The sequence below is a fragment of the Marinobacter arenosus genome, assembly GCF_019264345.1.
GTDB classification, from domain to species: domain Bacteria; phylum Pseudomonadota; class Gammaproteobacteria; order Pseudomonadales; family Oleiphilaceae; genus Marinobacter; species Marinobacter arenosus.
The window spans coordinates 1770788-1782979 of sequence record NZ_JAHVAO010000001.1; the positions used below are offsets into that span (position 1 = coordinate 1770788).

Consider the following 12192-nt stretch of genomic DNA (forward strand, 5'->3'; position numbering starts at 1 on the left):
CTCCCGACAGACAACCGCCTGAAAATACAAAATTATGCGGCGGAAGCCTTTACCACCGCAGCCAGTTCCTGGGCGATGCGGTCAATCTCCGCCGCATCCTGCCCTTCGGTCATCACACGGATGAGCGGCTCGGTGCCTGAGGCCCGCAGCAACACCCGACCGGCTTCGCCGAGTTCGGCCTCGGCCTTGCGAACCGCCGCCACAATATCTTCCCGCGCAAGGGGGTCAAAGCGTTCCGCAATCCGGACATTCACCATGGTTTGGGGCAGCTTGCTCATGCCCTGACGCAATTCCGCCAGCGTTTTACCGGACTTGTGGACCGCGAGCAGAACCTGCAGGGCCGAGACAATACCATCACCGGTGCTGGTACAGTCCCGGATCACCATGTGCCCCGAGCCCTCGCCGCCGAGCACCCAGTTGTTCGCCAGCAACCGCTCCATCACATACCGGTCACCCACCTTGGCGCGTTCAAACTCAATACCCTGCTCCCGCAAGGCAAGCTCAACACCGAGATTGGTCATCAACGTGCCAACCACACCGCCCTTGAGCCGCCCCTCGGCGAAACGCTGGGACGCAATGACATACAACAGCTCGTCGCCGTCCACTTCAGACCCGTCTCGATCGACCATCAACACCCGGTCGCCATCGCCGTCAAAGGCGATACCGAGATCAGCGCCTTTTTCAACCACCGCCTTCTTGAGGCCATCCAGGTGTGTGGACCCGACGTTCAGGTTGATGTTTAGGCCATCCGGCTCCCCGCCAATCACCGATACGGTCGCCCCCAGTTCACGGAACACCTTTGGGGCCACGTGGTAGGTTGCACCGTGGGCGCAGTCGAGGACGATCTTCATATCGTCGAGCGTGAATTCGTTGGGCACTGTACTTTTACAAAACTCAACGTACCGCCCCGGGGCATCATCCACCCGGGAAGCCTTGCCCAGTTCTTTCGCATCGCAAACCTCAACGGACTTGTCGAGCCATCGCTCAATCTCTTCCTCCAGGGCATCGTCGAGTTTGGTCCCGGCGGGCGAGAAGAACTTGATACCGTTGTCATGGTGCGGATTGTGGGAAGCGCTGATGACGATGCCTGCGGACGCCCGAAACGTGCGGGTGAGATAGGCAATGGCGGGCGTCGGCATCGGCCCCAGCAATTTGACGTCGACACCGGCCGCAGAAAGGCCGGCTTCCAGGGCCGACTCAAACATGTAACCCGAGAGGCGGGTATCTTTGCCGATCAGCACGCTGTTGCGCTGACCATCACGCTTGAAGGCCTGGCCCGCCGCCCAGCCCAAACGCAGCATGAATTCCGGTGTAATTGGTGACTCGCCGACCCGACCCCGAATCCCGTCGGTGCCGAAATACTTTCTCGCGGACATTAACGCCCCTCCCTCATTGCCGTCACAACCTTGACGGCATCCACTGTTTCGCGGACATCATGCACCCGAATGATGCTGGCCCCTTTCATGGCTGATATTGTCGCGGCGGCGAGGCTTGCGGGCAACCGTTCATTTACCTCGCGGCCGGTGACCGCGCCCAGCATGGATTTCCGGGAAATACCGATGAGCAAGGGGTGCCCCAACACATGCAACTGTTCCAGGGCGGAGAGTAATCGGAAGTTGTGCGCCACGGTTTTGCCAAAACCGAATCCCGGATCCAGGATAATGTTCTCGGGTCGCACGCCGGCACGCTCAGCCACTCGCATGCGCTCGGTCAGAAAGGAACTGACATCCCGGCAGACATTTCGGTACTCCGGGCGATCCTGCATGGTGTCCGGCTCCCCCTGAATGTGCATGATGCAGACCGGTATATCGGCCTTTGCCGCGGCTTCAGGGGCACCCTCACGCTGCAGCGCCCGGACATCATTGATAAGCCCGGCCCCCAGGCGCGCCGTTTCAGCCATCACTTCCGGCGCACTGGTATCCACCGACACCACCACGTCCAACTCCCCGACAATGGCCTCGACCACCGGGCAGACCCGATCAAGCTCTTCCTGGACGGAGACTGGCGTGGCGCCGGGCCGGGTGGATTCGCCACCGACATCAATAAAAGCCGCGCCATCGGCGACCATTTGCCGGGCCCGGGCCATCGCTGCCTCTGGGCGGTTGAATTGACCGCCGTCCGAAAACGAATCCGGCGTGACGTTCAGGATGCCCATTACGTGACAGCGGGACATATCCAGCACCCGCCCGGCAAAATTCATGTCCATAGCAAACCTTTTGTGAAAAACAAAAACAAACGCCGCCCGGTATCCGGGCGGCGCAAAAGTAGTGCCTACGGGTCGCTGGTGGCGTTAGTGCTCGCCTGCAGGCCGACCAACACCAGGCTGACGACCATCATCGGAGCCTTTGGGCTCGGATGCCGGCTCAGGCTCATCAACCTTGGCGCCACCTGTCGGGCCACTGTCGCCCCAGCCTTTCGGCGGACGCGGGACCCGACCTTCCATGATGTCGTCAATCTGGAACCGGTCGATGGTTTCGTACTTCATCAGGGCATCCGCCATCAAGTCGAGCTTGTCGCGGTTGTCGATCAGAAGCTGCCGCGCCTTTTCGTAGCATTCATCGATGATGTTCCGCACTTCCTCATCAATGCGTTGGGCAGTTTCCGGCGAGTAGACCGTCTGCGACTGACCAGCGGAGCGACCGAGGAACGGCTCTTCACTGTCGGTGTCATACTGAAGCGGCCCCAGTTTTTCGGACAGCCCCCAGCGGGTCACCATGTTACGGGCGAGACTCGTCGCCCGCTCGATGTCGTTGGAGGCACCCGTGGTGACGCCGTCGAACCCGAGAGTCAGCTCTTCCGCGATCCGTCCGCCAAACAGGCTGCAGATCGAGCTGATCAGGAATCGCTTGCTGTGACTGTATTTGTCCTCTTCGGGCAGGAACATGGTCACACCCAGGGCCCGGCCACGGGGAATAATGCTGACCTTGTAGACCGGATCATGCTCGGGCATCAATCGACCAACAATGGCATGACCCGACTCGTGGTACGCCGTGTTCCGCTTTTCCTTCTCGCTCATCACCATGGACTTGCGCTCGGCGCCCATCATGATCTTGTCCTTGGCGAGTTCGAACTCCTCCATGGACACCAGACGCTGGTTACGGCGTGCGGCGAAGAGCGCTGCCTCGTTCACCAGGTTGGCCAGGTCCGCACCGGAGAAGCCGGGCGTACCGCGGGCAATCAGGACTGGTTCGACACCATCCGCCAGGGGCACTTTTTTCATGTGCACCTTCAGAATCTGTTCGCGACCGATGATGTCCGGCAGACCCACCACAACCTGGCGGTCAAAGCGGCCCGGGCGCAGCAGCGCCGGATCGAGAACGTCCGGACGGTTGGTCGCGGCGATGACGATGACGCCCTCGTTACCCTCGAACCCGTCCATTTCAACCAGCAGCTGGTTCAGGGTCTGCTCGCGCTCGTCATGACCGCCACCCATGCCGGCACCACGATGGCGACCGACTGCATCGATCTCATCGATAAAGATGATGCACGGGCTCTGTTTCTTGGCCTGCTCGAACATATCACGTACCCGGGAGGCACCGACACCCACGAACATCTCCACGAAATCCGAACCGGAAATGGAGAAGAACGGCACTTTCGCCTCACCGGCGATGGCCTTGGCAAGCAGGGTCTTACCGGTACCCGGCTGCCCCACCATGAGAACGCCCTTCGGAATACTGCCACCCAGACGCTGGAACTTGCTCGGATCCCGCAGGAAGTCCACCAGCTCCTTGACGTCTTCCTTGGCCTCGTCAACACCAGCCACGTCGGCGAAGGTTGTCTTGATCTGATCCTCGCTCATCAGGCGCGCCTTGCTCTTACCGAACGACATCGGGCCTTTGCCGCCTCCGCCGCCCTGCATCTGGCGCATGAAGAACACGAACAACGCGATGATTATCAGTATCGGGAACGCCGCCACCAGCAACTGAGTCCACAGGCTCTGGCGCTCGGGCTCCTTACCGATGACTTCCACATTGTTGGCCAGGAGGTCATCCATCAGCTTGTTGTCGGACACCTGCGGCCGGATGGTCTGGAACTGGGACCCGTCACCGCGGGTGCCCTGGATTTCCAGGCCATCGATTGTCACCTTGCTGACCTGGCCCTGCTGGACCATCTCAACAAACTGGGAATAATTGACTTGCTGTCCGCTGGTGGTGGGAGAGAAATTCTGAAACACCATCAGCAGTACGGCGGCTATAATTAGCCAGAGAACCAGATTTTTTGCCATATCGTTCAAGGATCATCACCTGTGAATTGAAGAGCTGTCCGCTCGGGAACCACCCTTTTCTGACACCTTACACCAATTGTACGCCCGTCCACCAGAAACGGCCCATCCGTATCGGCCACAAACGAGCGACCCTCGGGTCGGCCCGGACAGCCCCTGCAATTCTGAAAAATTGCGGCCATACCCTCATATTGGGCGCCAAATCGGAAATTACAACGCCCGGTCGACCGATTTGACCCGGCCGCCCTTCAAATGTTCCGGCATCGGCCCCATTCCCTCGCCGTAAGTGTTAACGGCCATTTCTACCGGGAAGTGATCTGTTACAATCCGCGCATTATAGAATTTTGCCAGCGCCTACATCGCTGACCATTTTTTAATTGCACCCATAAAGAGATTACATCATGAGTCTTTCACCGGAACAGCGCCGGGAATACCGGGCCATCGCCCACAACCTGAAGCCGGTCATTATCGTTGGCGACAAGGGCCTGTCCGAGGGACTCCAGGAAGAACTGGAGCGCGCCCTGAACGACCACGAACTGATCAAGATCAAGGTTGCGAACCCGGACCGTGATGCACGCCTGGAGGCGGTCAACGCCCTGTGTGAAGCAGCCGGGGCGGAACTGGTCCAGTCCATCGGCAAGATCGCGGTTATTCTGCGTCGGGCGAAGAAGCCCAACCCCAAGCTATCCAACCTGCTGCGCCACAAGAACTGAGGGCGGGCGCCGACCAGGCACAAAAAAGCCGGCTGGGGATTCCCGAGCCGGCTTTTTTATGGACGCACCTCTGGGTCAGACGTACTCCACCTCTTCAATTTCGTATTCGACGGTGCCGGAAGGCACCCGAATAGCCACCACATCCCCTTCAGTCTTCCCGACGAGGGCACGGGCGATGGGCGAGGAAATGGAAATCTTGCCTGCCTTGATGTCGGCCTCGTCCTCGCCGACGATCTGGTAGACCACCTGCTCATCGGTATCCATGTTCAACAGATGAACCGTGGTACCAAAGATCACCTTGCCGGTATTTTCCATGGTGGTGACGTCAATCACCTGGGCCGCGGACAACTTGCCCTCGATCTCCTGGATCCGGCCCTCAATGAAGCTCTGCTGCTCACGGGCCGCATGGTATTCGGCATTTTCTTTAAGATCGCCGTGCTCACGGGCATCGGATATAGCGGCAATCACTCGCGGGCGATCTTCAGACTTCAGCTTTTGAAGCTCAGCGCGGAGGCTGCTCTCGCCTCCCTTAGTCATCGGTACTCTGTCAGCCATAGTCTCACTTTCCTGCGTGAAGATCCTGGAGGCGACGTACAGTGCGCTCCGGGCCGAATTTGATGGCCCGGCAGAAGGCTTCGCCACCTGCCAGAGTCGTTGTGTAAGTCACCTTGGTCTGCAGGGCGGACTGGCGAATCTGCGCCGAATCCGAAATCGCCTTGCGACCTTCAGTGGTATTGATAATCAGCTGAACCTGACCATTCTTGATGGCATCCACAATGTGTGGACGCCCTTCGCGGACCTTGTTCACCCGCTCAACCTCAATGCCGGCCTCTTTCAGGGCCTTGGCGGTTCCGGTGGTGGCAATCAGCTTGAACCCGGCATCCACCAGATCCTGCGCAACCTTCGCGGCGCCCGGCTTGTCCACATCCCGAACCGACATGAAGGCCGTGCCCTTAACCGGCAGGCGCTCGCCAACTGCCAACGCGGCCTTGGCAAAGGCTTCGTCAAAGCTGTCGCCCAACCCCATGACCTCACCGGTCGACTTCATCTCCGGCCCGAGGATCGGATCTACAGCCGGGAACTTGTTGAACGGGAACACCGATTCTTTCACCGCGTAGTAGGTCGGGATGATTTCCTTGGTGAAGCCCTGATCGGCCAGCGACACGCCCGCCATGGCACGGGCCGCAACCTTGGCCAGGGAGACCCCGATGGCCTTGGACACGAACGGTACCGTTCGGGACGCACGCGGATTGACCTCGATGACGTAGATCTCACCGTCCTGCCACGCCAGCTGCACGTTCATCAGGCCAACCACATCCAGCTCGATCGCCATCTTTTTCACGGCGTCGCGCATTTCATCCTGAACCTGCTGGGACAGGGTGTAGGGCGGCAACGAACAGGCGGAGTCACCGGAATGCACGCCGGCCTGTTCAATGTGCTGCATGATACCGCCAATCACCACGTCCTTGCCGTCACAGATGGCGTCGATGTCCACCTCGATGGCGGCATTCAGGAAGTGGTCCAGCAATACCGGACTGTCATTGGATACCAGCACGGCGTTGCGCATGTAGCGTACCAGCTCGTCTTCATCGTAGACGATCTCCATGGCGCGCCCACCCAGAACGTAGGAGGGACGAACCACCAGCGGGTAGCCGATTTCGCGCGCCGCCAGAATGCCTTCCTCGTGACTGCGCACGGTGGCGTTTTCAGGCTGCTTGAGCCCCAGTCGGGTGATCATCTGCTGGAAACGCTCACGGTCTTCGGCACGATCAATGGCGTCCGGGCTGGTGCCAATAATCGGCACGCCCGCCGCTTCCAGGCCTCGGGCCAGCTTCAGCGGGGTCTGACCGCCGTACTGGACGATGACGCCCTTGGGCTGCTCGACGTGAATGATTTCCAGCACGTCTTCCAGGGTGATCGGCTCGAAATACAACCGGTCGGAGGTGTCGTAATCGGTGGACACGGTCTCCGGGTTGCAGTTGATCATGATGGTTTCGTAGCCATCCTCGCGCATGGCCAGCGCCGCGTGCACACAGCAGTAATCAAATTCGATGCCCTGGCCGATCCGGTTCGGCCCGCCTCCGATGACGACAATCTTCTCGCGATCGCTGGCGTCGGCTTCGCACTCTTCCTCGTAGGTGGAGTACATGTAGGCGGTGTCGGAGGCAAATTCCGCGGCGCAGGTGTCAACCCGCTTGTAGACCGGGCGAATGCCCAGATCGTGGCGCAGTTTGCGCAGGCTCACTTCCGAGATGCCCAGCAGCTTGGCCAGACGCGCGTCCGAGAAGCCCTTTCGCTTCAGGCGGAACAGCGTGGCCTGATCGATGTCGGCCTTGCCGGCGGATTTCAGGGCCTGCTCTTCTTTGATCAGGTCTTCAATCTGAACCAGGTACCAGGGGTCGACATGGGTATGCTGGAACACATCGTCGACGCTCATGCCGGCACGGAAGGCTTCGCCGATGTACCAGACGCGCTCCGCCCCGGGCACGTTCAACTCGCTGATCAGGGTTTCCTGGGAATCCTCGGTGCTCAGATCTTCCAGCTTTTCATCGAAGCCTTCGGAGCCGACTTCCAGGCCTCGCAACGCCTTCTGGAGCGATTCCTGGAAGGTGCGACCGATTGCCATCACCTCGCCCACCGATTTCATCTGGGTGGTCAGCCGGGCGTCGGCCTGGGGGAATTTCTCAAAGGTGAAGCGCGGAATCTTGGTGACCACGTAGTCGATGCTCGGCTCGAACGAGGCCGGGGTGACGCCACCAGTAATTTCATTGCGAAGCTCGTCCAGGGTGTAACCGACGGCGAGCTTGGCCGCGACCTTGGCAATCGGGAAGCCGGTGGCCTTGGAGGCGAGTGCCGACGAGCGAGACACCCGGGGGTTCATCTCGATAACGACCATGCGACCCGTGTCGGGGTTGATACCGAACTGGACGTTGGAGCCGCCGGTTTCCACCCCGATCTCACGCAGGACCGCCAGGGAGGCGTTCCGCATGATCTGGTATTCTTTGTCGGTCAGGGTCTGGGCCGGGGCCACCGTGATGGAATCCCCGGTGTGTACGCCCATGGCGTCGAAGTTCTCGATGGCACAGACGATGATGCAGTTGTCCGCCTTGTCGCGGACCACTTCCATCTCGTATTCCTTCCAGCCGATCAGCGATTCATCAATCAGCAGCTCATTGGTCGGGGACAGGTCCAGGCCGCGAGTACAGATCTCTTCGAATTCATCCCGGTTGTAGGCGATACCGCCACCGGAGCCACCCATGGTGAACGAGGGACGGATGATGCAGGGGAAGCCGATATCGTCAGCCACTTTCCAGGCTTCTTCCATGGAATGGGCGATGGTGGCGCGGGGACATTCCAGGCCGATCTTCTTCATGGCCTTGTCGAAACGGTCCCGGTCTTCCGCCTTGTCGATGGTGTCCGCATTGGCACCGATCATTTCCACGCCGTGCTCCTGCAGCACACCGTGCTTCTCCAGGTCCAGCGCGCAGTTCAGGGCGGTCTGGCCGCCCATGGTCGGCAGCAGGGCGTCTGGCTTTTCCTTTTCGATGATCTTGGCGACGGTCTTCCAGGTGATCGGTTCGATGTAGGTGGCATCGGCCATCACCGGGTCGGTCATGATGGTCGCCGGGTTGGAGTTGACCAGGATGACCCGGTAACCCTCTTCCCTCAGGGCCTTGCAGGCCTGGGCTCCGGAGTAGTCAAACTCGCACGCCTGCCCGATCACGATGGGGCCCGCGCCCAGGATCAGGATGCTTTGGATGTCAGTACGTTTTGGCATGTCGTGGTAAACCTGTCAGCAACGTTAAAATTCTTGCAGCGCAAAACGCGGCGCGTGTCGCTCCCGGACACTGGTCCGGCAGCACTGCCCTCAGGCAGACCGGGCTTCCATCAGCCGGATAAATTCGTCGAACAGCGGCGCCACGTCGTGGGGGCCCGGACTGGCTTCCGGATGCCCCTGGAAGCTGAACGCCGGCTTGTCGGTGCGCCGGATGCCCTGCAAAGTGCCATCGAACAGGGACTTGTGCGTCGCCTCCAACGTGCCTGGCAGGGAACTCTCGTCCACTGCGAAGCCGTGGTTCTGGCTGGTGATCATCACCGTGCCGTCAGCAAGGTTCTGCACCGGGTGATTCGCACCGTGGTGGCCGTGGCCCATCTTCATGGATTTGGCACCGCTGGCGAGGGCCAGCAGCTGGTGCCCCAGGCAGATACCGAACACCGGGATCTCGGTTTCCAGCACTTCCTGGATCGCTTTGATGGCATAGTCACAGGGCTCGGGATCACCAGGGCCGTTGGACAGGAAAACACCATCCGGATTCATCGCCAGCACGTCCGCGGCGGGCGTCTGGGCCGGCACCACCGTGATGTCGCAGCCGCGGGACGCCAGCATCCGCAGGATGTTGAACTTGACCCCGTAATCCCAGGCAACCACCTTGAACCGCGCTTCGCCGCGCTCGCCGTAGCCGTCGTTCAGGGTCCACTCGCTCTGGGTCCAGTTCCAGATCTTTTCCGAGGTGACCTCCTTCGCCAGATCCATGCCTTTCAGGCCGGGGAAGGCTTTCGCCAATTCCAGTGCACGCTCTGCGGTTGCGCCAGCCCCGGCCACAACCGCGCCATTCTGTGAACCCTTGTCACGGAGAATGCGCGTCAGGCGACGGGTATCGATATCGGCAATGCCAACAATGTTATTGCTTCGCAGGTAGTCGTCCAGCGACCCTTTGCTGCGCCAATTGCTGGCCATCAGTGGCAGATCGCGAATAATCAGGCCCGCTGCCTGGACGCGATCAGACTCCACATCCTCCTCATTCACACCGGTGTTACCGATGTGAGGATAGGTCAGTGTGACAATCTGGCGGGAATAGGACGGATCGGTGAGAATTTCCTGGTAGCCGGTCATGGCGGTGTTGAACACCACTTCACCGCTGGTTTCTCCGTCAGCGCCAATGGCGGTGCCGTAGAACAGGCTTCCGTCTGCGAGTGCAAGGATTGCAGGTGTGCTCAAGGCTTGTATCCTCATCGAGTGGCGTATCGGTTCGTCACGAACAGGAACGCAAGCGCAAATTCAGGTCGCAAAAAAGCGAGAGGGAGTCAAAACTCCGTCCCGCTTTTTTGTTGTCCGGGAACCGTACCGGCTCCCTGAGCGTTTTCAAAGCTACGCTTGGTGCAGTTAAACCGCCTTATTGTAAAAAATATGCGGCTTTCTGTCCATGCAAAATCACCCGCGCGCCTCTACTTGAGCGACAACACGTCCTGCATGTCGTACAGCCCGGCGGACTTGTCCTTGAGCCACAGCGCCGCACGCATGGCACCCTTGGCGAAGGTCATGCGACTGCTCGCCTTGTGGGTGACCTCAATCCGCTCGCCCTCGGTGGCGAACAACACCGTATGATCGCCCACGACATCGCCGGCACGGATGGTTTCAAAACCGATTTCCTTACGGGTGCGCTCACCGGTGAAGCCTTCGCGACCATACACCGCACACTCTTTCAGATCGCGACCGAGGGCATCGGCCACCACCTCGCCCATCCGCAGAGCGGTACCGGAGGGCGCGTCTTTCTTGTGTCGGTGATGGGCCTCGATGATTTCGACGTCGTAGTCGTCGCCGAGGGCCTGGGCGGCGGTGCGCAGCAGGTTGAGCACCACGTTGACACCCACACTCATATTCGGGGCAAACACCACCGGCGTGGATTCCGCCGCCAGGGCAAGCTGGGCCTTCTCGGCCTCGGACATACCCGTGGTCCCGATCACCAGCATTTTACCGTTGGCCTTGCAGAATTCCGCGTTCGCCAGGGTCAGGTCCGGAAAGGTGAAATCGATGAGGACGTCAAAATCGTCTTTCACCGCATCCAGACCACCGGCCATCTTGATACCGGTTTTGCCGATGCCGGTCATTTCCCCGGCATCGGCCCCGATCAGGCTGCTGCCCGGCTCGACGATGGCCGCGCCCAGCTCCAGACCTTCGGTACCGTCAACCGCCTCAATCAACACCTTGCCCATGCGCCCGGCGGCGCCGATGATTGCTACCCTCATAATCGCGCTTCCCTTTAATCGGCCGCTCAGAATTTCATTTCATCGAAGAAGCTTTTCACACCCTCGAACCAGGAGGTCTTCTTCGGAGCATGCTCGGTACCGTTGCCGCCGTCCAGAGTTTGCTGGAATTCATCCAGCAGTTCCTTCTGGCGCTTGGTCAGGTTGACCGGCGTTTCAACAATCACACGGCACAGCAGGTCACCGGCCGGACCACCACGCACCGGGCTCACACCCTTGTTACGCAGACGGAACAGCTTGCCGGTCTGGGTCTCGGGTGGAATCTTCAGCTTCACCCGGCCATCCAGGGTCGGCACCTCCAGCTCACCGCCGAGGGACGCATCCACAATGCTGATCGGAACTTCGCAATACAGGTTGCGACCATCCCGGGTAAAGATGGAATGCTCGCGCACCGCGATCTGAACGTAAAGATCGCCCGGAGGCCCACCATCGATCCCCATCTCGCCTTCGCCAGAGAGGCGAATGCGGTCACCGGTATCCACGCCCGGCGGCACTTTCACCGACAGCGTTTTCTCTTCCTGAACCCGGCCCTGTCCATGGCAGGCTTTACAGGGATTCTTGATGATCTGGCCAGAGCCACGGCACGTCGGACAGGCCTGCTGCACGGTAAAGAAACCCTGCTGCATCCGGACCTGCCCCATGCCCTTACAGGTGCCACAGGCTTCGGGTGTCGAACCTTTCTCCGCGCCGCTGCCATCGCAGACTTCGCATTCCCGGTGGCCGGGAATCTTGATCTGAACGTTCTTGCCCTTCACCGCCTCTTCGAGATCCAGCTCCAGGGTGTAGCGCAGATCCGCACCACGGGTATTGCGGCCTCGTCCGCCACCGCCACCAAAGATGTCACCGAAGACATCGCCGAAGATGTCGGAGAAGCTGGCGCCGCCACCTCCGAAGCCACCACCGGCCTGACCGTCAACGCCGGCGTGACCGAACTGATCATAGGCGGCCCGCTTGGAGTCGTCCGCCAGAATCTCGTAGGCTTCGCTGGCCTCCTTAAACTTGTTCTCGGCGTCGGCGTCGTCCGGGTTACGGTCGGGGTGATACTTCATCGCAAGCTTGCGGTAGGCTCGCTTGACTTCCTTCTCGTCCGCGTCCCGGGAAATCCCGAGAATCTCGTAATAATCGCGCTTGGCCATGCTTTAAAACCCTGTTTTTAAACGCGGAAAACGCGGGGAACTTCCCCGCGTTTTCCAACTACCTGATGTACGTCAG

9 protein-coding genes are annotated in these 12192 nt (G+C 60.1%); 1 reads left to right on the plus strand and 8 read right to left on the minus strand.

Features of this window, described 5'->3' with window-relative positions; all coding sequences use genetic code 11:
* Positions 1–32: 32 nt before the first annotated feature.
* The 3 genes from glmM to ftsH form a co-directional block, all read right to left on the minus strand.
* Complete coding sequence (gene glmM / locus KXD86_RS08215; RefSeq protein ID WP_218635550.1) at positions 33–1376, minus strand: phosphoglucosamine mutase; 1344 nt, start codon at positions 1374–1376, stop codon at positions 33–35.
* The gene (gene folP / locus KXD86_RS08220; RefSeq protein ID WP_218635551.1) at positions 1376–2206 is read right to left on the minus strand and encodes a dihydropteroate synthase; all 831 of its coding nucleotides are present in this window, start codon (positions 2204–2206) and stop codon (positions 1376–1378) included. The genes glmM and folP overlap by 1 nt, the downstream gene beginning before the upstream one ends.
* A gap of 84 nt (positions 2207–2290) precedes the next feature.
* Complete coding sequence (gene ftsH, locus KXD86_RS08225) at positions 2291–4234, minus strand: ATP-dependent zinc metalloprotease FtsH (protein ID WP_218635552.1); 1944 nt, start codon at positions 4232–4234, stop codon at positions 2291–2293.
* Positions 4235–4623: 389 nt separating this feature from the next.
* Between ftsH and KXD86_RS08230 the strand changes: the two genes are divergently transcribed.
* Positions 4624–4935, plus strand: a complete 312-nt coding sequence (locus tag KXD86_RS08230; protein ID WP_218635553.1) for a YhbY family RNA-binding protein — start codon at positions 4624–4626, stop codon at positions 4933–4935.
* Positions 4936–5010: 75 nt separating this feature from the next.
* Here the strand turns inward: KXD86_RS08230 and greA are convergent, their stop codons facing one another.
* The 5 genes from greA to dnaJ all read right to left on the minus strand — a co-directional run bounded on the left by greA (position 5011) and on the right by dnaJ (position 12116).
* Positions 5011–5490 carry a transcription elongation factor GreA gene (gene greA / locus KXD86_RS08235; RefSeq protein ID WP_218635554.1) on the minus strand — a complete coding sequence of 160 codons (480 nt, stop codon included), beginning with the start codon at positions 5488–5490 and terminating at the stop codon, positions 5011–5013.
* Between the two features lie 4 nt (positions 5491–5494).
* Positions 5495–8713 carry a carbamoyl-phosphate synthase large subunit gene (carB, locus tag KXD86_RS08240; protein WP_218635555.1) on the minus strand — a complete coding sequence of 1073 codons (3219 nt, stop codon included), beginning with the start codon at positions 8711–8713 and terminating at the stop codon, positions 5495–5497.
* A 90-nt stretch (positions 8714–8803) separates the two neighbouring features.
* Positions 8804–9934: a glutamine-hydrolyzing carbamoyl-phosphate synthase small subunit gene (gene carA / locus KXD86_RS08245; protein ID WP_218635556.1), complete on the minus strand. Its 1131-nt coding sequence runs from the start codon at positions 9932–9934 to the stop codon at positions 8804–8806.
* Positions 9935–10161: 227 nt separating this feature from the next.
* Positions 10162–10962, minus strand: coding sequence for a 4-hydroxy-tetrahydrodipicolinate reductase (dapB, locus tag KXD86_RS08250; RefSeq protein WP_218635557.1), 801 nt, complete (start codon positions 10960–10962; stop codon positions 10162–10164).
* A 26-nt stretch (positions 10963–10988) separates the two neighbouring features.
* A complete protein-coding gene (gene dnaJ / locus KXD86_RS08255; RefSeq protein ID WP_218635558.1) occupies positions 10989–12116 on the minus strand; it encodes a molecular chaperone DnaJ in 1128 nt (375 codons plus the stop codon).
* Positions 12117–12192: the final 76 nt, after the last annotated feature.

What these genes read in the sequence shown, in the direction of transcription:
- glmM (WP_218635550.1), bottom strand. Translation starts at nt 1,376, where the DNA reads ATGTCCGCGAGAAAGTATTTCGGCACCGACGGGATTCGGGGTCGGGTC.
- folP (WP_218635551.1), bottom strand. Translation starts at nt 2,206, where the DNA reads ATGGACATGAATTTTGCCGGGCGGGTGCTGGATATGTCCCGCTGTCAC.
- KXD86_RS08230 (WP_218635553.1), top strand. Translation starts at nt 4,624, where the DNA reads ATGAGTCTTTCACCGGAACAGCGCCGGGAATACCGGGCCATCGCCCAC.
- greA (WP_218635554.1), bottom strand. Translation starts at nt 5,490, where the DNA reads ATGGCTGACAGAGTACCGATGACTAAGGGAGGCGAGAGCAGCCTCCGC.
- carB (WP_218635555.1), bottom strand. Translation starts at nt 8,713, where the DNA reads ATGCCAAAACGTACTGACATCCAAAGCATCCTGATCCTGGGCGCGGGC.
- dapB (WP_218635557.1), bottom strand. Translation starts at nt 10,962, where the DNA reads ATGAGGGTAGCAATCATCGGCGCCGCCGGGCGCATGGGCAAGGTGTTG.
- dnaJ (WP_218635558.1), bottom strand. Translation starts at nt 12,116, where the DNA reads ATGGCCAAGCGCGATTATTACGAGATTCTCGGGATTTCCCGGGACGCG.